The sequence below is a fragment of the Enterococcus sp. AZ088 genome, from assembly GCF_051714845.1.
Lineage (GTDB): Bacteria > Bacillota > Bacilli > Lactobacillales > Enterococcaceae > Enterococcus > Enterococcus faecalis.
In genome coordinates this window covers 1,912,089-1,933,782 of the sequence record NZ_JBIOSQ010000001.1, presented here as the reverse complement: position 1 = coordinate 1,933,782, position 21,694 = coordinate 1,912,089, and the positions used below count along the sequence as shown (strand labels likewise).

The following is a 21,694-nucleotide window of genomic DNA, read 5'->3' as shown; positions in this document are numbered from 1 at the left end:
ATTGAGTACAGTACCTGAATTAGAAGAATATAAATTTGGCTTTCACGACGATGTGGAACCAGTCTTTAGTACCGGAGACGGCCTAACAGAAGACGTCGTTCGCGAAATTTCTCGCGTGAAAGGCGAACCAGAATGGATGCTTGACTTCCGTTTAAAATCGTTAGAACAATTCAATAAAATGCCCATGCAAGAATGGGGTCCAGACCTGTCAGATATTGACTTTAGTAAAATTAAATATTACCAAAAACCGAGTGACAAACCCGCACGCGATTGGGATGATGTACCTGATAAAATCAAAGAAACCTTTGAAAAAATTGGGATTCCCGAAGCTGAGCGTGCTTATCTAGCTGGGGCTTCTGCTCAATATGAATCAGAAGTTGTTTACCACAATATGAAAGAAGAATTTGAAAAATTAGGCATCATTTTTACAGATACTGACTCTGCTTTAAAAGAATATCCTGACTTATTCAAAGAATATTTTTCAAAACTTGTGCCGCCAACAGATAATAAACTGGCCGCTTTAAACTCAGCTGTTTGGTCAGGTGGGACCTTTATTTATGTACCAAAAGGCGTTCGAGTTGATGTACCATTACAAACATATTTCCGAATCAACGCTGAAAATACCGGCCAATTTGAACGGACCTTGATTATTGTCGATGAAGGGGCCAGCGTTCACTATGTTGAAGGATGTACGGCACCCACGTATTCAAGTAACAGCTTGCATGCGGCCATCGTAGAAATTTTCACTAGAAAAGATGCTTATTGTCGTTATACCACTATTCAAAACTGGTCAGATAACGTGTACAACCTAGTAACCAAACGTGCTAAAGCTTACGAGGGTGCCACTGTCGAATGGATTGATGGGAACCTAGGAGCTAAAACAACCATGAAATACCCAAGTGTTTACTTAGATGGCAAAGGTGCCCGTGGCACGATGTTATCGATTGCCTTTGCTGGCGCTAACCAAATCCAAGATACTGGGGCCAAAATGATTCACAATGCGCCGAATACCTCTAGCTCAATTGTTTCAAAATCAATTGCTAAAGACGGCGGCGAAGTTAACTACCGTGGCCAAGTGACTTTTGGAAAAGACAGCGCAGGCTCGATTTCCCACATCGAATGCGACACGATTATCATGGACGAAAAATCAAAATCAGATACGATTCCATTTAATGAAATCCATAACAGCCAAGTGTCCTTAGAACACGAAGCCAAAGTTTCAAAAATTTCTGAAGAACAATTATATTATTTAATGAGTCGCGGCTTATCTGAAGCCGAAGCGACAGAAATGATTGTTATGGGCTTTGTTGAACCATTTACGAAAGAATTACCGATGGAATATGCGGTTGAGTTGAATCGGTTGATTAGTTATGAGATGGAAGGTAGTGTGGGATAAACCTGTTATAGGAGCTAGAACCCTTAATCTATAAGGATTCTAGCTTTTTTATTTTGTCTTGATAGTAGAAATGACCAGCTTTTTACTGATGAGCCATCATATCAGCAAACTCTTGACCAGTTTTCTTAGGAGCGCTGTTCACAATATCTGTATAGATAGATTACGTTACTTTTCTATTTATGTTGATGAGTCTATTCCAAATGATAAGCAAGCTATATCAGAAGCAATTAGCCTATCTGTTCAGCAGAATGTGGGAGAAGGGATAACAGTAAGTTTAAAAGAGCCACTGAAAACGGGGTACACTCTTACTCTAATTGAAGTACAACCAACTCAAGCTAATCATACCTTCGGTAGAATGATACAAGGAATTGGATGAATAGGATATAGAATCCTACCCCGTTATTATTTGACCGTACTGAGGGTATCCTTTAAATGAGCTACAGTGCTCACTGGGGGTATTCTTTTTTTGACTTTTGTAAAAGGTTAATAAGTTTTGATACATGAAACGAAATGAAAAAAAGGCTTATAAACGTTGAGGTAGAACGGTTTTTATGTTTCAAATACAGATGAAATGAAAAATAGTTTTTGGTTGAAAATCCTTAAAAAGTACTACATAGTTGTGGGAGTTATTGTAGATGAGACAGACCTACAAATATTTCATATAGTATAAAAGAAAACGCTATATTGATTGTTTTTTACCATTGTGATATCATTAATTTAGAACAATTACCTAGAGTTCCCTGCAAATAAATTTGCTATTATTCAAAATAATAGCGGTATGAAAAAGCCCCTACATGTTCTATTACGTCAAAATTTGTTTTGATATCATGATTACGTATATATGCATATCTGGACTATAGCATAAGTCTAGGATATCATGACTTTGTGTTGTATCACTCAGTGAGAAGCAGGGGATTTAATCAAGCTAATAAAAGTTGTTAGCTAAGTAAGAGTGAAGCGTTAACAAGACTGTTTAACTTCTAAATCTATAATTATAACGCAGGGGAGGGTCTTAATGACCTAAATAATTATAGGAGGTAAATGTCATGATAATGTCAAAAATTGTTCTAGTTAAACAGTGGCTCAAACAAAAGACATATAAAAATGGAAAAATCAGTATTAGATTACTTTTTATCTTTTTTGCAGAAATGATGGGTTATGTAGGCGTATTCAAATTATTCTGTAAGTTAATTGTAATCGTATTGAGTAATCTGTATAAAGTCTTGCCTTTTCTAATAGAAGTTGTCCAATTATTAGAAAACTTGGCTTCATCTCTTTCTTATAAAAGAAGGGGATTTTTTTATGGATTTTGCTAAATCTAGGCTTTATGGGGTATCAAATAAAAAATACTTGTCAGAACTACTGCAGTTGGAATTAAAAACTTTAAAAGATGTTGATAGTAATTACGAAGTGGAACCATTTTTTAAAGAAGTTAATGGAAAAATTAGAGAATTATATAACCCATCAGATGCTCACAAAAGAGCACTTAAAAATATTGTTAAGAGACTGAGCTATATTGGTTTTCCACATTACATATATGGGGGGATTCCTCTTGTGGGATATGTGGACAATGCAAGTAGACATTTGGAGAAAGAATATTTGCTATTGCTAGATATCACAAATTTTTTTCCTAGTACTAAAGATTCATATGTTTATGATTTTTTTCATAATACGATGTCTCAGCCAGCGGATATAGCAAAAATTTTAACTAATTTGACGACTATAAAGAAAGATGAAGAGCGTTTTTTACCACAAGGTTTTTCAACAAGTCCTATGCTAAGTTTTCTATCTTATCATCAAATGTACGAAGAGTTAGATGTTTTTTCGAAAAGAAATAATTTTACTTTTTCAGCTTACTATGATGACTTTACATTTTCATCCGATAAGTTTATCCATACTAGTAAGCGGAGAGAAGCAATTGCAATAATAGAAAAATATGGTTTACAGGTCAATAAGAAAAAAACAAGATTAACAATATGTAATCATACAAGAGTTACAGGAGTGATTATTCATGGTGATACTAAAAAGGCTCCTAAAAAGCTTCATAAGAAGATGTATGATTATTATAGATTACTGCTTGATATGGACAAGGAGCCGACTAAATATACTCAAGATGAGTTTATTGATACATGCAATAGACTACAGGGGTGTCTAGCTGCGATTCAATCAATAGAACGGGAAAGAAACCTTGAACACTATAAGAATACATTATGCCACGTGAGAACTAAGTTTGATGTACCTGTAGAGAAAAAAAAGAAGCAGTTATACTTTAGAAATATTGAAGTCAGTAATTAAAAATAGAGTTTGGGTTGTTCTAATCTTAAGGAGGAGAAAAATGAAACTGATACTGTCTAAATGTAAAACAAGTGATTTCGATGAGGTGTCTAGAATACTTAGTGAGAATAATTATATACAAATAGGTGATAGTAGAGTTGAGCCACAAAATAATTTAGAAATGTTTCTTTTTTTTGAAAGTCATGAAAAAGAGCGGGTAAACTGGCTTTCCGAATTATTGAAATTCTTTAATGTTAGTGAAGAGGATTACGAAGAACATAATATTTTTGATGATACTCTACATCAGTATAATGCAGTTATTATTCTAAAAACTCCGAATAACTTATACGCACATTCATTAAGTCAAGGATTTAGAGTTCTTGAAAAAATTATTGATGAAGAATTTGGTTTAAAGTTTGCTGAAAAGACAATAAAAAATGAACATATCACTTTAAAAAATGTTAGTTACATTCAAAAAAATAAAATGAAGGGGATTACTAATTATAAGAAAGACCAAGGAGAATTTCCTAAAGCGAGTGAAAGCTATGCTTATGTAAGTGGAAAACCAGATTTTGATTTTTATGGAAATTCTATTGATTGTGGAACTGGTGTATCTTTTCCGAAAAATTTTGATATAAATAGTACAGAAGGATTTTATCAATTGTCTGAATTGCTAAAAAATGTAGATGAAGCATTAACTTTAAAGGATAATAAATCCATTTTACCAAGAAAGAAAAGGATTGCAAAAAAATCTCAATTATCAAAGTTATTGGATGAGGAAGTCGTAAAAAGGATAGTTGATAATACTGATGAAATAGGCATAGCTTTGGATGTAAGTAAAATACACTTAGTAAACAATTCAATTAATATATATTCAGAAAACAATCATTTAGAAATATATATAAGCAACCATTTGCAAAAAACCAAAGAAGAGCTAGAACCTTATGATGGTGCTATAGTAGAATACATTCGTAAGAACAATGAAATAATAACCTCTTTAACAGACATAAAAATTAGAGTAACTAATCATGAGTACCATGTAATCGAAAGTCGTCCTTTAAAAGAGTGGATTTATTGTGAATTAGAATATGAGAGTATGCTGTATACTCTGGATTCAGGATATTGGGGGTATTTTAACGACAAATTCTCAGAATTATTAAGGAAACAATTGGAAGAGGTAAATAGAGTAATAGAGTACAATGATGAGTTTAATATACCCTATATTTCTGGTGAAGGACGTCTAAAAGGAGAGGGCGGATACATTGAAAAGTTAAGTGAGGGTAAAAACTATATAAAGTTGCACCAAAGAAATATTAATTATAATGGAGTTCCAATAGAAATAGCAGATATATACAAAAGGGATACCCAAGAGCTAATAGCAATTAAAAGGGGAATGGATACATCAAATAGTATGTATAGTTTTGAGCAATCTATTTTGTCGGTTCAGCTACTAAGAAATACTACTGAGTTTGATGTAGAAAAAGAATTACGAAAATACAATGACAGAAATATTTATGAAGATAAGGAAAAATTTCCTACTATTAAGAAACCAACTATTGGAAAAATTTTGGATTCTAGAATTTCCTCCGTATTATGGTTACAAAGTACAGAAAAATATGTAAAGATGGCGGATGAACGACAATTTGATTTCAATCAAATAGGTTCAATTTTACTAAAATTAAAAATTGTTGATTGGTATAGTTCGATATTGGAAAATAATTTTACGCCAAAAATTTACATGGGGAAAGATCTTCAAGTTAATAAAAAAAGTCAATCTTAGCAGACTGACTTTACATTAAGTATTGCTCCCAATAACACATCAAAATTGACCAGATTTTGACCATCTTAATTTAATAATTGTTGCTAAATATTGACTAATTGTACTGCTATGAATCATCTTAATTGTTTAGTTTGACACTCAATGACACTGGTTGAGAAGCCGATTCCAATATGAAGGCTCTGTCGGCTAGTTTTTCACTCTACCAACAAATAATCAACCAAAATAACAACGGAAAGCCAAACAAGAAACATACTAATCATGCTTCTTCAAAGAAGCACAAATAAAAAAGTGATGACTCGAGAAGAAAATCTCTATGAAGTCATCGCTTTTTCTTATATTTTAGTTAAAAAATCATTTTACTAAAGGTTGAAGTAACTTGTTCCAAAAACTAATAAGTGGGCCAGCACCAAATGCACAAATAATTGTACCAATCCCAATTGGACCACCAGCAATAAAGCCAATTAATAGGACCAACAAATCTTGTGCTTTTCGAACAGAAGCGTAAGGTTTGTTGGTTTGTTGACAGATGGTTGGCGCAATCGCATCATAGGGGGATTCGCCTTGATCTGTAGCCATGTATAAGGCGCAGCCAAATGTAAAAATCAGGACTCCGACGAATAAAGAAAGTAGTTTGCCAATTGTTGAGCCTCCTAAACTATCGGCGTAAGGTTGAAGCCAAGTAGAAATCTGTTGAATCAAAATCCCTACTAAAAGCATATTTAAAATAGTTCCTAGACCAATGGCTTTTTTGTTTTTTAAATAGACATAGAATAAAATAAACGCATTGACAATAATTTGAAAAATGCCTAATTGCATACCAAACATCGAAGAAAGTCCGATATTCATAGCAGTGAAAGGATCAACTCCTAAACCTGCCACTCTTAAAGTGGATGCGCCAATCCCGATAATAACTAAACCAATTAAAATTAAAAGAACATTTTTGACTAGTTTCATGGTAAGCCTCCTGAATAGATTTTGTGTGCGATAGTACAAAGTCTGCAACAAAAATTCATAGAGAATTTTGTTGCAGACTACTTTTTAACCAGCTCCGTGTTGGAACGAAGGGTATAGAGACATCCCGCCATCTACAAAGAGTGTTGTTCCGGTTACGTATGAGGATTCATCAGAAGCTAACCAAGCGGCCGCAGCAGCTACTTGATTTGGTTTACCAATAATGCCCATAGGAACCATGCTCGTTGTTTGTTTTAACTGTTCGGGATCGGAAAATTTTTCAGCATTAATAGGTGTGTTAATCGCTCCAGGTGCAATACAGTTGGCACGAATACCATATTCCGCATATTCCAAAGCGATTGTTTTCGTGAACATTTCGGTTGCACCTTTACTTGCCGCATAGTGGGCGAACGTTGGCCAAGGAATTCTTTGGTGAACGGAGGACATATTAATGATTGACCCTTTGATTTTTTGATCTCTAAATATTCGGAGTGCCTCTCTAGAACCCAAAAAGACACCGTTTAAATTGACATCAATGACACGTTGCCATTCTTTTAATGGCATATCAATTGTCGGAAAAGAAGCCTCCACACCGGCGTTATTTACCCAAATGTCAACATGACCAAACTCTTTTAAAGCGGTTTCAGCTAACGCTTTAATATCTTCTTCATTAGAGACATCAGCCTTCACGAATTTTACGCGGTCTGCGTGCTTGGCTTGGACATCTTCAAATTCTTTAGGCAGCTCACCGACATAGTCAGCAACAACATTCATGCCCTCTAAGATATAACGCAGAGTAATAAATAATCCTAAACCCGTAGCTGCACCAGTGACAACGGCCACTTTACCATGTAATTCTCCATACATTGATTCATTCCCCCTAAAATTACTATTAATACTTTCATGGTAGCACATGTCAATCAGCGTGTTGATAAAATACGACAAACTGTCGGAAAAGTTTATGGTCTAAAGTTAGCTACTATTGTTGAAGGTCTTTAAAAAAATACTGGTCGTAGTAATCAATTCCTCTCATTTATAGAGTTTTCTAAAAAAACACAAAATATCTAGGCGAAGTGGTCAAGTCCAATGGTTATTTATGAGTGAATATGCTAAAATAAAACTTGTCTTACATAAGGAAAGATTTGTTCACTAACAGTGGCGACTGTTCTCAGTAAACAGTTGCACTGGTTTATCGGGAAGGGAACAGAGCAAGTTTTACGAGACTTTCCCATGTAATAATAAAAAGCACTGAACGTCAGTGAATGAAGGAAGAAGGACATCTATGAAAACAATTATCACATTCATTATTGTCTTCGGTATTCTTGTCCTCGTACATGAATTTGGCCACTTTTATTTTGCAAAACGAGCGGGTATTTTAGTTCGTGAGTTTGCAATCGGAATGGGACCAAAGATTTTTGCGCATCGTGGAAAAGATGGCACCACTTATACGATTCGCTTATTACCAATTGGTGGCTATGTGCGAATGGCTGGGATGGGCGAAGACATGACAGAAATCACACCAGGTATGCCTCTATCTGTTGAGTTAAATGCCGTGGGTAATGTGGTTAAAATTAATACAAGTAAAAAAGTACAATTACCTCATAGCATTCCGATGGAAGTCGTTGATTTTGATCTTGAAAAAGAATTATTCATCAAGGGCTATGTCAATGGAAACGAGGAAGAAGAAACCGTTTATAAAGTTGACCATGATGCAACGATTATTGAAAGTGATGGAACCGAGGTGCGGATTGCGCCACTTGACGTTCAATTTCAATCAGCGAAATTATCGCAACGCATTTTGACGAACTTTGCGGGACCCATGAATAACTTTATCTTAGGGTTTATTCTGTTTACGTTAGCGGTCTTTCTACAAGGAGGCGTTACTGATTTAAACACGAATCAAATTGGACAAGTGATTCCTAATGGCCCAGCCGCAGAAGCTGGGTTGAAAGAAAACGATAAAGTCTTATCGATTAATAATCAAAAAATCAAAAAATACGAAGATTTTACAACTATTGTGCAGAAGAACCCCGAAAAGCCGTTGACGTTCGTAGTTGAGCGTAACGGCAAAGAAGAGCAACTAACAGTGACACCAGAAAAACAAAAAGTGGAAAAACAAACGATTGGTAAAGTCGGTGTTTATCCTTATATGAAAACCGATTTACCGTCAAAATTGATGGGCGGTATTCAGGATACTTTAAATAGTACGACACAGATTTTTAAAGCACTGGGCTCACTATTCACAGGCTTTAGTTTAAACAAACTAGGTGGGCCAGTCATGATGTTTAAATTATCGGAAGAAGCATCCAATGCTGGAGTAAGTACAGTTGTATTCTTAATGGCCATGTTGTCAATGAACTTAGGGATTATTAATTTGTTGCCGATCCCAGCTTTAGATGGCGGGAAAATTGTCTTAAACATTATTGAAGGTGTACGTGGAAAACCAATTAGTCCTGAAAAAGAAGGCATCATTACGTTAATTGGCTTTGGGTTTGTCATGGTGTTAATGGTGTTAGTTACTTGGAACGATATTCAACGCTTTTTCTTTTAAGGAGAAAGCTTAAGTAAAAAAGTGTGTAAAGAAATCAAAAATAGTTGATTTTAAAATAGAGGAGAGTTTTAATGAAACAGTCAAAAATGTTAATTCCAACGTTAAGAGAAGTACCAAATGATGCAGAAGTCTTAAGTCATCAAATTCTGTTGCGCGCAGGCTATATTCGTCAAGTCGCTGCAGGGATTTATTCTTATTTACCTTTAGCCAATCGTGTTTTAGAAAAATTAAAAACGATTATGCGAGAAGAATTTGAGAAAATTGATGCAGTTGAAATGTTAATGCCTGCGTTATTACCCGCAGAACTTTGGAAAGAATCAGGCCGTTATGAAACTTATGGACCTAACTTGTATCGCTTAAAAGATCGCAATGATCGTGACTATATCTTAGGCCCAACGCATGAAGAAACTTTCACAGAATTAATTCGTGATGAAATCAATTCTTACAAACGATTACCTTTGAATTTATACCAAATTCAAACAAAATATCGTGATGAAAAACGCCCACGTTCTGGCTTATTAAGAGGCCGTGAATTTATCATGAAAGATGGCTATTCTTTCCATGCCGATGAAGCTAGTTTAGATCAATCATACCGTGATTACGAAAAAGCTTACTCACGCATTTTTGAACGCTGTGGACTAGAATTCCGTGCCATTATTGGGGACGGTGGTGCCATGGGTGGTAAAGATTCTAAAGAATTTATGGCGATTTCTGAAATTGGGGAAGATACTATTTGTTATTCAACAGAAAGTGATTATGCTGCCAATTTAGAAATGGCAACAAGTCTTTATACGCCGAAAAAATCACATGAAACACAATTAGATTTAGAAAAAATTGCAACACCAGAAGTGGGTACAATTGCCGAAGTGGCAAACTTCTTTGAAGTTGAGCCACAACGAATTATTAAATCAGTACTATTTATTGCCGATGAAGAGCCAGTAATGGTCTTGGTTCGTGGCGATCATGATGTCAATGATGTCAAATTGAAAAACTTCTTAGGCGCTGATTTCTTAGATGAAGCAACAGAAGAAGATGCTCGCCGTGTCTTAGGAGCGGGCTTTGGTTCAATTGGTCCAGTCAATGTTTCTGAAGATGTTAAAATTTATGCAGATTTAGCTGTTCAAGATTTAGCCAACGCCATTGTTGGAGCTAACGAAGACGGCTATCATTTGACAAATGTAAATCCAGATCGTGATTTCCAACCAATTAGTTACGAAGATTTACGCTTTGTTCAAGAAGGCGATCCTTCTCCTGATGGCAATGGTGTCTTAGCCTTTACCAAAGGAATCGAAATTGGTCATATCTTCAAATTAGGAACGCGTTACAGTGATGCTATGGGCGCAACAGTTTTAGATGAAAACGGTCGTGAAAAATCAGTGATCATGGGTTGCTATGGCATCGGCGTTAGTCGTTTACTTTCAGCAATCGTTGAACAAAATGCAGACGAGCGTGGTATTAATTGGCCAACAGGAATTGCGCCATTTGATTTACACGTGGTCCAAATGAATGTGAAAGATGAGTACCAAACAAAACTATCACAAGAAGTTGAAGCAATGATGACCGAAGCGGGCTACGAAGTATTAGTTGATGACCGCAACGAGCGCGCAGGCGTAAAATTTGCTGATGCTGATTTAATTGGTTGTCCAATCCGTATCACAGTCGGGAAAAAAGCAGTCGATGGTGTGGTAGAAGTCAAAATCAAACGTACTGGTGAAATGTTGGAAGTACGCAAAGAAGAATTAGAAAGTACACTTTCTATTTTGATGAACACAACATCAGAAGTGGAATAAATAAACAAACTTAATAACAGTATAAAGCTTAAAACGAAATCAAAGTTTCTCTGATTTTGTTTTAAGCTTTTTTAATGTAATAAAAAACTTAAATGTCTCAAGCTATAAACAATATTCGATTTTAAAAATTAATCTATATAAAATTATTCCATTTATTTTTTTTAATAACAAAGGAAATAAATAAGTGATTTAAGCTGATTAAATGATATTTTTGTGTTTTTAAACAAAATTTTCATATATAGATAGGATTTAAAATTATATTTACAGAAATTATATGTTAATGATATTATAAAATAGTGACTAATTCATTAGATTAAATAGAGGAGGTTATAACTAATAAAAAATAGGTTAGAAAATTAAAGAAAATACTCTTTCAGAATAGAAACGATTGAATGAAGTTAGGTTAGTAAAGGGAACCCAGTAGCATTGGCGCTGTACTAGTGAAAGGGATTTATGGAACGAATCCAATAGAATGTTAAAACACGATTGTACATAAAAAGAAAGGAGGGAAGCTAGTGAAAAAAGGAAGATGGTGGCTAATTGGTTTAGCTACTGCATTACTAATCATAATAGGAATTGGAGGGAAACAATACATGGATAAAAAAGCAATAGAAAAGGATTACCAACAAGGAATCGATTTAATTCAAAAATATGTGTCAAACTATTTGGTGGAAAACTACGAAGGCATTGAGAAGATTGAATGGCAAGGTATTGGTGTAGAGTGGCGGAATGCAAAAGGATATGGGCCTTCGTTGTTGGGGAATTATGTGAACAGTAAAGTACATGTATATGTTTCAAAAGATAAATATTTTATGACATATTTTCTTCTGACAGATGAAGCAGAATATGATGATAAGTCAGAAAAATATTTTGTTCTAGACTCATTGAACCCCAAAAATACAGATGTTTCAGTTAGAGTTGGCTTGAAGAATGCTACAAACGGATTAAGTGAAGTCGAAAAGAAAGTTTTTGAAAAACTAAAAAAATCCACACAAGGAAGTCCAAATGCAAAAATAATGTATAACCTAGAGATTTATGAATTAACTTATTAGGAGGTAAAGGAATTTGTCTAATGAAATCACAACAGAAACTTTAGCAAAAGCGATAAATGATACTAAAGAGATAGTCCATACAAACAGTGATGCAATAAAACTAGATGTTGAGAGAGAAAAAAGAGAGTTTCTAATCATCCACAAAGCCGCCAGCACCAAATCCAGCCAACTAAACGCCATGGCCATCGCCCCTTTAGATGACCAAGGCAAACCTGACTATAACAACGTCGCTGTCGTGTACGCTGGTACCAATTCCTTTGGCGATGAAGGTAAAAAAGGCTTTGAAACAGCTGGAACAGCTTTTGTAGGTGGACTTTCTGAAGAATATCAGGAAGCTGAAAAATTTTTAAAACAAACGCAGCAAAAAATCGCCTCGCAAAACGGCACAATTACCGATGTTGCAGGCTTTAGTCAATCAGGTGGCTACATGATGAAAATGGCAGGGAAATACGGGCAAGAAATGGGCTTTCGTACCACCAGTTTTGATGATTGGGGCCGCAATCAATTTGAACGTTTAACGACGAGTGAAAAACAGTGGCTACAAGAAAATCCAGAATTTTTGATTCGCTACCAAAATGATTCGTGGGCAGCACTGTCAGGACGTGATAGTAAATATGGCACGCTTTCTTCGATTTCAGGGGTTGGTGAACATAATACTTTAGCCAACTATTTTGATGGAGACGACTTGGATTTGGATCGTTTAGCCAAAGATGGCATTTTCGCACCGAATATGACTTTGGAGCAAGTCAAGTTAGCAGCGAAAGTCTGGGCAAAGAAAAATGGCGACTGGGATCCCACCACAAATAATGAAGCCGAAGCGAAAAAACGAGTGCAGGAGTACTTAGAACTCTATGGCGAATTTGCGCAAACGAATGCGAATTTGGAAAAATTAAAATCTGGTACTGATAAAGCTATTCGTTCCTTACATACAAAAATTGCCAGTGCTTCTGGTGGTCAAAAAATCAAGTTACGAGCAGACTTGGCATTACAGGTAGCTAATCAGGCTAGAACAATCGGTGAAGAAGCGGAGAAATTGCTGAAACAAAGCCAGCAAGACACAGAACAAGCGTTAGCAGAAATTTCCAAGGAAATTTTAACAAGTGCCAATGAAATTAGACAATATTTGTCTTATTCTGAGGTCCAAGCAATGATTGCACCCTATGAAAAAAGTCGTTTGTGGGACGAGGCACAGGCCAGTCACAATCGGAAACAAGTTTAACAATATAATCAAAAACTGATGACATTTAGTGAAAAGTTAACAACTGCGGCTAAAAATATTCAAGACTACGATCGCCAAGCAGGGAATCAGTTATTTGCACAGAAATGAAAGGATGTCGCACATGGATGAACTGGAAAGAGAACTTCAATTGGAATTAGAACGTGTACAAAAGATACAAGAACGCCAAGCCATTCAAGCTGTGATTACAGCAAAACAAACCAGAATCGCAACAATCAAACAAACCTCCACACATACAATCAAGAAACTTTCAGAATTGATGAGCAAACAATCAAAAACTACGTTGCCTACTTCCTTAAAAGGTGCGTTCCAAGGGCAAGTGGCGGACGCAGCGAGCCATTATTTGAAAACGATTCCTGACGCAAATTTAAAAACACCAGCAAAAGGAGGTTAGGAGATGACGCCGGAAGAAAAACGCCGCAGTTACCAGATGATTGAAGACAACTATTATCAAGAAAAGCGCAGAATCAATCAACAACAGCAACATGTTTTCACTGAAATCCAGCGATTTAGACAACAAACGAACCAACTAGTAGACAAGGTGGCTTATTTTACTAGAAATGATACTTGGGACAAACGAATGTTTCATCATCAAATAGCCACCAGTTTAGATGAAGTGAAACGAACAGAAAACCGATTTGTTTTAATTCTAGAAGAAACAGAACAAGCCATGCGGAAAAATTATCGAAAAGAGATTGAGAAATTGGAAGAAATGGCAAGAATGGATTTGTAAAGGATTGGTAAATACGGATTGACAGGATTTTTTTGTTCAATATGTTCATACAAATAATGGGATTCTTCACGAGTACATTACTCTTGTTCTCTAATTTTTAGCAAGCCAGTGACGGAACAAGATTGTTTTTTTACAAAAAACGAGTATACTTAATAGAGAAGCGAATGCAGAGAAACCGAAAAAAGGCACTTGACAGATTTGTCTGAGGGCCTTTTTTCAATGATAGAAGGAGGTTCATTTTGTGACAGAAAAAGCACGCGATTTATTTGATAAACTGATGACGCAAATTCAGTTAGATGACACAGCGAAAGAACATCCCTTAATTCAAAATGGCCGGATTGACAAGGTCATTGTTCACCAACAAAGTCGCTTATGGGAATTTCATTTAAGTTTTGATGAATTGATGCCAGTGATGCTATATCAAACATTTATGCAACAATTGGAACTAGCTTTTCAACAAATTGCACAGGTTTCCGTTCAAATAACCACAAATCAGACAACATTTACTGAGGAACAATTAACGGATTATTGGCAGTTGGCCTTGTTAAATAGTCAATGCAATACGCCGTTAGTTCAGAAAGTCTTAAAAACACAGACACCACAATTTGAAGATCGGAAAATTATTTTACCTGTTGATAATGAAGCAGTTATTCCTTATTTGAAGCAACAATATTTACCAATTATTGAGGAACTTTATTTCTCTTACGGGTTTCCTAAATTTCATATTGAACCAAAAATGGATCAACAGCAAGCTGCAGAAGTGCTGAAAAAGTTTGAAGAGCAAAAATTAGAACAAGCCGCAGCCTTTCAACAACAAGCTGCTGAATCGCTTGTTAAACATGAACAAATGAAAAAAGAAAAACAACAACAAACGCCTGCGTTTGATGGTCCAATTCGTTTAGGTCGGAATATTCCCAATGATGAACCTATTATGCCAATGGGAAATATACTGGAAGAAGAACGTCGGATAACGATTGAAGGCTTTATTTTTGATAAAGAAGTGCGTGTATTGCGTTCTAAACGAAAAATTTTAATTTTGAAAATAACTGATTATACTTCCTCTTTCGTGGTGAAGAAATTTTCGAATGGGGAAAAAGATGAACAAGTTTTTGATGCGATTCAACCGCAAAGTTGGATTCGTGTTCGTGGTAGTGTACAAGAAGATACCTTCATGCGTGATTTAGTCATGAATGCTCAAGATTTGATGGAAGTCGCCCATGCGCCAAGAAAAGACTACGCGCCAGAAGGTGAAAAACGTGTAGAATTACACATGCATAGTAACATGAGTACAATGGATGCGACCAATAAAGTCGGTGACTTGGTGGCGCAAGCGGGGAAATGGGGTCACAAGGCCATCGCAATTACGGATCATGGCGGAGCCCAAGCATTTCCTGATGCCCATGCTGCAGGTAAAAAAGCAGGCGTTAAAATTTTATACGGCGTGGAAGCCAATATTGTTGATGATGGTGTACCCATTGCTTACAACGAAGAACATATTGAATTAACAGATGCTACCTATGTGGTCTTTGACGTGGAAACAACGGGGCTTTCCGCTGTTTATGATACAATTATTGAATTGGCCGCAGTCAAAATGCACAAAGGAAATGTCATTGAGACTTTTGAGCAATTTATTGATCCTGGCCATCCATTATCTCAAACAACGATCAATTTAACTGGGATTACAGATGAAATGGTGCGCGGTTCAAAATCCGAAGAAGAAGTTTTACGCATGTTTAAAGAGTTTTCAGAAGGAACTATTTTAGTGGCCCACAACGCTTCTTTTGATATGGGGTTTTTAAATACAAGTTATGGCAAACATGGAATACCTGAAGCGGCTAATCCCGTCATCGATACATTAGAATTATCCAGATTCTTGTATCCACATTTCAAAAGCCATCGTCTAAATACCTTATCGAAAAAATTTGGCGTCAACTTAGAACAACATCACCGCGCCATCTATGACTCGGAATCAACAGGTCATTTGTGCTGGATTTTCTTAAAAGAAGCGAAAGAGAATCATGATATGCATTTCCATGATGATTTGAATCGTCATATTGGCGAAGGAGATTCATACAAACGAGCTCGACCTTTCCATGCAACGATTTTAGCAACAACTCAAGCAGGATTAAAAAATCTTTTTAAATTGATTTCGATGTCCAATGTAGATTATTTTTTCCGAGTACCACGGATTCCTCGTTCGCAATTATCGAAGTTAAGAGAAGGGCTTTTAATTGGTTCCGCATGTTCAAACGGCGAAATTTTTGAAGCAATGATGCAAAAAGGTGTCGAAGAAGCAAAAAATCGTGCCAAATTCTACGATTATATTGAAGTTATGCCCAAACCAGTTTACGCGCCATTAATTGAACAAGAATTGGTGAAAAATGAAGCAGATTTGGAAGAAATTATTAGTAATCTGGTGAAAATCGGTGACGAACTTGGCAAGCTGGTTGTCGCCACTGGAAATGTTCATTATTTAAATGAAGAAGATGCCATCTATCGGAAAATTTTAGTCGGGTCTATGGGTGGCGCTAATCCGTTAAATCGCCATAGTTTACCAAAGGTTCATTTCAGAACCACCGATGAAATGTTAACGGAATTTCAATTTTTAGGACAAGACGTCGCTAAGCGAATTGTAGTAGAAAATCCCAACAAAGTCGCTGATTTATGTGAAGAAGTTATTCCAGTAAAAGACGATTTGTATACGCCAAAAATTCCTGGGTCTGAACAAGAGATCACTGATTTAAGCTACAATCGTGCGCGCGAATTGTATGGCGATCCTTTACCAGAAATTGTCGAAAAACGGTTAGAAAAGGAACTGAATTCGATTAACGGGAATGGTTTCTCGGTCATTTATTTAATTTCTCAAAAACTGGTGCATAAAAGTAATGAAGACGGCTATTTAGTCGGTTCACGGGGCTCTGTCGGTTCGAGTTTTGTTGCGACAATGACAGGGATTACTGAAGTAAATCCTTTAGCGCCACATTATTATTGTCCTGAGTGTCAATATTCTGAGTTCTATGAAGATGGTTCCTATGGTTCAGGGTTTGATATGCCTGAAAAAGCCTGTCCAAAATGTGGTGCTCGATTGTTTAAAGATGGTCACGACATTCCTTTTGAAACGTTCTTAGGGTTCCATGGCGACAAAGTTCCCGATATCGATTTGAACTTTTCTGGCGATTATCAAGCCGAAGCCCATAACTACACGAAAGTTCTTTTTGGTGAAGAATATGTCTATCGGGCAGGAACCATTGGTACAGTAGCTGACAAAACAGCGTATGGCTTTGTTAAAGGATATGAAAGAGATCATAATTTACATTTGCGTGGTGCTGAAATTGATCGCTTAGCCAAAGGTTCAACAGGGGTTAAACGGACGACTGGGCAGCATCCCGGCGGTATTATTGTAATTCCTGATTACATGGATGTTTATGACTTTACGCCAATTCAATACCCTGCTGATGATCAAGAGGCAGAATGGAAAACGACGCACTTTGATTTCCATTCCATTCACGATAATATTTTAAAACTTGATATTCTGGGACATGATGATCCAACCGTGATTCGGATGTTACAAGATTTATCTGGGATTGAGCCAAAAACCATCCCAACAGACGATCCAGAAGTGATGCGTATTTTTGAAGGACCTGAGGTTCTAGGTGTGGATGCAGAGCAAATTTATTCTAAAACAGGAACGTTAGGAATTCCTGAATTTGGAACACGTTTCGTTCGAGGCATGTTAGAGCAGACCCATCCATCAACTTTTGCAGAATTACTTCAAATTTCTGGACTGTCTCACGGAACCGATGTGTGGCTAGGGAATGCAGAAGAGTTGATTCGCCGTGGCGAAGCCAATCTTGCTGAAGTAATTGGTTGTCGGGATGATATCATGGTATATTTAATTCATGCTGGTTTGGACAGTGGGATGGCCTTTAAGATTATGGAAACGGTACGTAAAGGACAATGGAATAAGATTCCTGATGAACTACGGGATACGTATTTAAATGCGATGAAAGAAAACAACGTCCCTGACTGGTATATTGATTCTTGTTCTAAAATTAAATATATGTTCCCGAAAGCCCATGCGGCAGCATACGTATTAATGGCATTGCGGGTCGCTTACTTTAAAGTTTATTTCCCAATCTTATATTACTGTGCATTTTTCTCCGTTCGGGCGGATGACTTTGACTTAGTGGCAATGTCACAAGGGAAAGAAGCTGTGAAAGCACGAATGAAAGAAATTACGGACAAAGGGATGGACGCCTCCACTAAAGAGAAGAACTTATTAACGGTTTTAGAATTATGTAATGAAATGCTGGAACGGGGCTATAAATTTGGCATGATTGATTTGTACAAATCGGACGCTGAAAATTTTGTGATTGAAGGGGATACCTTGATTGCACCTTTCCGAGCAGTGCCAAGTTTAGGACTCAACGTAGCGAAAGCCATTGTCGCTGCGCGAGAAGAGCAACCGTTCTTGTCGAAAGAAGATTTGGCAACACGAGGCAAAGTTTCTAAAACGTTAATTGAATACATGAATGAAAATGGTGTCTTAAAAGACTTGCCAGATGAAAACCAATTATCATTATTTGATATGTTATAAAAGAAAAATCTTTTAGAAAAAGGCCGGTGAAGCAACTTATTCACCGGCCTTTTTTAGTCATCAAATAAATTAGAAAATCATTGCTAGAAGCGTTTTAATTACTTATTAAAAAGCCATCTTTATTTAATTATGTTGAGCTTGTGCATAAAAAGTAAAATGCTTATGATAAATGAAGAGCTTTATTTTTTTAATAAGAAAGGAATTGGTTATATGGACAAAAAGCAATTACGATGGTTCACCGTCGGGTTAATTGCCTTTAACATGGTCTGGGGTCTTGGAAATGTTGTGAATAATTATGCACAACAAGGGATTTCAGTGGTCACTTCATGGCTTTTGATTTTAGTTTTATATTTTATTCCCTATGCGTTAATCGTAGGACAGTTAGGTTCAACATTTAAAGACAGCAATGGTGGAGTTAGTTCGTGGGTGCAAAATACCAGTACTAAACGTCTAGCCTATTATGCAGCATGGACTTATTGGGTAGTGCACATTCCTTACTTGGCACAAAAACCACAAGCAATTTTAATTGCCTTAGGTTGGGCAGTTCAAGGGAATGGAAACTTAGTCAATACGATGCCAATCGTAACGGTATCATTTATTTCATTAATAATTTTCTTGGTTTTCTTGTTATTATCAACAAAAGGGTTAACCACCTTAAAAGTTATTGGTGGTTTAGCTGGAACCGCCATGTTTGTGATGTCTATTTTATTTATTTTATTAGCGGTAGGCGCACCATTTATTAATTCAACGGTTGAATTTGCGACGCCAAACATGTCACAAGTCAGCACCTACATTCCTAAATTTGACTTTAGTTATTTTACAACCGTATCAATGTTAGTTTTTGCGGTAGGTGGCGCTGAAAAAATTTCTCCTTACGTAAATGCAACTAAAAATCCAGCCAAAGAGTTCCCTAAAGGAATGATTTTCCTAGCAGCAATGGTTGGTTTATCGGCTGTTTTAGGTTCATTTGCAATGGGAATGTTATTCTCAAGTGACAATATTCCTAAAGATTTAATGGCAAATGGTGCCTACAGTGCCTTCCAAAAATTAGGCGCATATTATGGTGTCGGTAATCTCTTAATGATTGTTTATGCTTTGACGAATACAGTGGGTCAAGTGGCTGCGTTAGCCTTTTCAATTGATGCTCCACTGAAAATTCTTTTAGCTGAAGCAGATCCAGAATTTGTTCCAAGTTGGTTACGTAAACGTACGAAAAAAGGTACGTTAATTAATGGTTACTTATTAACAGGTATTTTAGTAAGTATTATTATTGCTTTACCGATGTTTGGGTTGAAGGACATGAACGAAGTGGTTAAATGGCTAACTAACTTAAATTCTGTAGTTATGCCAATGCGTTACTTGTGGGTCTTCTTTGCCTATATGCTTCTAAACAAAGCATACAAACAATTTAATTCAGAATATAAATTTGTTAAAAATCCTAAAATTGGTTTTGTGTTTGGTCTCTGGTGTTTCCTATTTACAGCCTTTGCTTGTATCCTAGGAATGGTGCCTAAATTTGAGTATGCCTCAGATCCCCAAGGCTGGTTGTTCCAATTAGCTTCTAACATTGTGACACCAATCGTCTTAATTCTATTAGGAATGATTTTACCAGCAATTGCACGTCGCGAGAAAAAAGACACGATTTTGCCAATTGATTCAGCAGAATAATTGGTTACATGTTTCAAGGATAAAATAGTCAGTTTAAGTATTTTTCGTGAGATAAATGGTCAATAGGACTGTTTGTCTCACGTTTTTTTCTGTCGATTTTTCTCTAAAATTTCTATTGTCTCTTAAAAATATGAGAAAATCAGAAGAATTTCTCCTGTATACTAAAGGTATCTATCATTAAAAATGGTTATTAACGGAGAAAAAGGAAGTGAACCTCATGACTAAAACACTTGAAACACAACCAGAAGAGAAAACGGTCTTTCTTTGTAAAGAAACGAATCCAGATTTTTTAGGACGAGAAATTTATGCGGATAATGTTGAAACACCGTATAATTTTTACTTAATTCGCAAGCTTTATTTAGCGAAAGAGTACCAAAATTTAGCAGAAGGGGAACAATTTTTTGAGGCTTTATGTGAAAGTTGGGATGAATCAGAACAGTTTGAAGAGTTAATTGTTAAAAAGATTTATGTCTATGTTGAAACGGAGTTAATGTACTACACTGTTTATTTTGGAAGCTTTGAGCCGACCACTCGTGACTTACGATTCGCATTGAAACAATGGATGTATGAAATACCGACAACTAAAAATAAAAAAACAGTCCGTATGAATGAAACCAATGTGCAAGTAGTGCCGCAAGAAAATCAATTAACGGAATTAGCTGGTGAAATTGCTGTCTTACGTGAAATGTTGACACTTTTAAAAGAAAATTTAGCCTCCTTAAATGAAGCCGTTAATCAAACGAGAAATCCCGTCATTTCTAGACAAATAAAAACGATCCATTTGAAAAGAGCTTCTCCTGTGATAGCCGCAGAACAGGCATCGCTAAAAGTATCAGAGGATACTAATCTGGAACAACCAGACGTCAATCTATCGCCTGATAATCTGGAAAATCAAGAAGGTGAAACAACTGTAGCAACAAGTGAAGCAGTGCTTCCCGTTAACAAACTAGTGCTTGAAGAACCAGCGAAAGAACCAGTGTTATCTGAACCAGCGCCAATTAAAGAAGTGCAGCTAGAAAAAAAACAAGAAAACCAGCAGAGCACTGCGGCAAAACCTTTATTTACTTTTCTACAAGAAACAGAAAAAAGCTCGCTAAATTCAGCGAATGAGTCTGCCGAAAAAGAGGAGGAACAGAAGCCAGAAAAAGAAGCTGTCTCTATGGAAAGTGAGAAAGAAAATTCATCAAGTCGGACAATTCCTGCAGACTTTCAACGACAATTGGACGAATTAGAAGAGGAAATTTATCGTCGCTTTATGAGTCGCCAGTTAGAGGATACTGATGGAAATCAAGCAGTTCCGAAAATAACGATTGAAAAAAGACAGTTAGAAGCACAAATGTTTGAAGCAAAAGCATTCTCACAATCATTTAAACAAGTTCAAAAGAAAAAGGCAGGAGACGTGCGAATTTGCAATCAGTTAAGTTGTATGAAATTAGAAAAAGGATTAGATAAATTTTTAGACGAAGTTACAGAATATGTTGAAAAGCGGACACTATTTAATAAAAAGGTTCGTTGTCCGCTCCCAGTAATCAGAGAATTGGAAGGCTATGGGCAATTAAACCAGTATATGCAGAAAATCCTTGACTGTTATTAATCGTTTATTTAGGAGAAGGTAAGACAAAACCGTTCAGTTTATCAGCTTTTAAGCCTGAAACAAAAATCACT

15 protein-coding genes and 1 pseudogene are annotated in these 21,694 nt (G+C 36.3%); 14 read left to right on the top strand and 2 right to left on the bottom strand.

Annotated elements, in window-relative coordinates; all coding sequences use genetic code 11:
• Position 1 precedes the first annotated feature (1 nt).
• The 5 genes from sufB (at position 2) to IGL17_RS09285 (ending at position 5,450) form a co-directional block, all read left to right on the top strand.
• On the top strand, positions 2-1,396 hold the full coding sequence (sufB, locus tag IGL17_RS09305; protein WP_002356769.1) for a Fe-S cluster assembly protein SufB: 1,395 nt from the start codon (positions 2-4) through the stop codon (positions 1,394-1,396).
• A gap of 58 nt (positions 1,397-1,454) precedes the next feature.
• Positions 1,455-1,772, top strand: a complete 318-nt coding sequence (locus tag IGL17_RS09300) for a hypothetical protein (RefSeq protein WP_174098035.1) — start codon at positions 1,455-1,457, stop codon at positions 1,770-1,772.
• Positions 1,773-2,442: 670 nt separating this feature from the next.
• On the top strand, positions 2,443-2,712 hold the full coding sequence (locus tag IGL17_RS09295) for a hypothetical protein (RefSeq protein WP_002394703.1): 270 nt from the start codon (positions 2,443-2,445) through the stop codon (positions 2,710-2,712).
• The gene (locus tag IGL17_RS09290; RefSeq protein WP_002394702.1) at positions 2,699-3,691 is read left to right on the top strand and encodes a reverse transcriptase family protein; all 993 of its coding nucleotides are present in this window, start codon (positions 2,699-2,701) and stop codon (positions 3,689-3,691) included. Before IGL17_RS09295 ends, IGL17_RS09290 begins: the two co-directional genes overlap by 14 nt.
• Positions 3,692-3,731: 40 nt before the next feature.
• The gene (locus IGL17_RS09285; RefSeq protein ID WP_033591896.1) at positions 3,732-5,450 is read left to right on the top strand and encodes a DUF6119 family protein; all 1,719 of its coding nucleotides are present in this window, start codon (positions 3,732-3,734) and stop codon (positions 5,448-5,450) included.
• Positions 5,451-5,801: 351 nt separating this feature from the next.
• Here the strand turns inward: IGL17_RS09285 and IGL17_RS09280 are convergent, their stop codons facing one another.
• Complete coding sequence (locus IGL17_RS09280) at positions 5,802-6,404, bottom strand: YczE/YyaS/YitT family protein (protein ID WP_016618268.1); 603 nt, start codon at positions 6,402-6,404, stop codon at positions 5,802-5,804.
• An 84-nt stretch (positions 6,405-6,488) separates the two neighbouring features.
• Positions 6,489-7,268, bottom strand: coding sequence for an SDR family oxidoreductase (locus tag IGL17_RS09275; RefSeq protein ID WP_002359767.1), 780 nt, complete (start codon positions 7,266-7,268; stop codon positions 6,489-6,491).
• A 415-nt stretch (positions 7,269-7,683) separates the two neighbouring features.
• Between IGL17_RS09275 and rseP the strand changes: the two genes are divergently transcribed.
• The 9 genes and pseudogenes from rseP to IGL17_RS09230 all read left to right on the top strand — a co-directional run bounded on the left by rseP (position 7,684) and on the right by IGL17_RS09230 (position 21,623).
• Positions 7,684-8,952 carry an RIP metalloprotease RseP gene (gene rseP / locus IGL17_RS09270; protein ID WP_002362168.1) on the top strand — a complete coding sequence of 423 codons (1,269 nt, stop codon included), beginning with the start codon at positions 7,684-7,686 and terminating at the stop codon, positions 8,950-8,952.
• Between the two features lie 71 nt (positions 8,953-9,023).
• On the top strand, positions 9,024-10,742 hold the full coding sequence (locus IGL17_RS09265) for a proline--tRNA ligase (RefSeq protein WP_002359769.1): 1,719 nt from the start codon (positions 9,024-9,026) through the stop codon (positions 10,740-10,742).
• A gap of 515 nt (positions 10,743-11,257) precedes the next feature.
• Positions 11,258-11,794, top strand: a complete 537-nt coding sequence (locus tag IGL17_RS09260) for a hypothetical protein (protein ID WP_016618267.1) — start codon at positions 11,258-11,260, stop codon at positions 11,792-11,794.
• 13 nt (positions 11,795-11,807) lie between these two features.
• Positions 11,808-13,121: pseudogene (locus IGL17_RS09255) on the top strand (hypothetical protein).
• 13 nt (positions 13,122-13,134) lie between these two features.
• The gene (locus IGL17_RS09250; protein ID WP_179117022.1) at positions 13,135-13,425 is read left to right on the top strand and encodes a hypothetical protein; all 291 of its coding nucleotides are present in this window, start codon (positions 13,135-13,137) and stop codon (positions 13,423-13,425) included.
• A 3-nt stretch (positions 13,426-13,428) separates the two neighbouring features.
• A complete protein-coding gene (locus IGL17_RS09245) occupies positions 13,429-13,764 on the top strand; it encodes a hypothetical protein (RefSeq protein ID WP_078126821.1) in 336 nt (111 codons plus the stop codon).
• A gap of 241 nt (positions 13,765-14,005) precedes the next feature.
• Complete coding sequence (locus IGL17_RS09240) at positions 14,006-18,361, top strand: PolC-type DNA polymerase III (protein ID WP_016618160.1); 4,356 nt, start codon at positions 14,006-14,008, stop codon at positions 18,359-18,361.
• 210 nt (positions 18,362-18,571) lie between these two features.
• Positions 18,572-20,029 (top strand): amino acid permease, encoded by a 1,458-nt coding sequence (locus IGL17_RS09235; protein ID WP_002356790.1) that lies wholly within the window; start codon positions 18,572-18,574, stop codon positions 20,027-20,029.
• A 217-nt stretch (positions 20,030-20,246) separates the two neighbouring features.
• Entirely contained in the window at positions 20,247-21,623 is a 1,377-nt protein-coding gene (locus IGL17_RS09230) for a hypothetical protein (RefSeq protein ID WP_016618161.1), read from the top strand.
• The last annotated feature ends 71 nt before the right edge of the window (positions 21,624-21,694 follow it).

Bases quoted from the DNA above. Each gene is read 5' to 3' on its own strand.
- IGL17_RS09295 (WP_002394703.1), top strand. From the start codon at position 2,443: ATGATAATGTCAAAAATTGTTCTAGTTAAACAGTGGCTCAAACAAAAG.
- IGL17_RS09290 (WP_002394702.1), top strand. From the start codon at position 2,699: ATGGATTTTGCTAAATCTAGGCTTTATGGGGTATCAAATAAAAAATAC.
- IGL17_RS09285 (WP_033591896.1), top strand. From the start codon at position 3,732: ATGAAACTGATACTGTCTAAATGTAAAACAAGTGATTTCGATGAGGTG.
- IGL17_RS09280 (WP_016618268.1), bottom strand. From the start codon at position 6,404: ATGAAACTAGTCAAAAATGTTCTTTTAATTTTAATTGGTTTAGTTATT.
- IGL17_RS09275 (WP_002359767.1), bottom strand. From the start codon at position 7,268: ATGTATGGAGAATTACATGGTAAAGTGGCCGTTGTCACTGGTGCAGCT.
- rseP (WP_002362168.1), top strand. From the start codon at position 7,684: ATGAAAACAATTATCACATTCATTATTGTCTTCGGTATTCTTGTCCTC.
- IGL17_RS09265 (WP_002359769.1), top strand. From the start codon at position 9,024: ATGAAACAGTCAAAAATGTTAATTCCAACGTTAAGAGAAGTACCAAAT.
- IGL17_RS09250 (WP_179117022.1), top strand. From the start codon at position 13,135: ATGGATGAACTGGAAAGAGAACTTCAATTGGAATTAGAACGTGTACAA.
- IGL17_RS09245 (WP_078126821.1), top strand. From the start codon at position 13,429: ATGACGCCGGAAGAAAAACGCCGCAGTTACCAGATGATTGAAGACAAC.
- IGL17_RS09235 (WP_002356790.1), top strand. From the start codon at position 18,572: ATGGACAAAAAGCAATTACGATGGTTCACCGTCGGGTTAATTGCCTTT.
- IGL17_RS09230 (WP_016618161.1), top strand. From the start codon at position 20,247: ATGACTAAAACACTTGAAACACAACCAGAAGAGAAAACGGTCTTTCTT.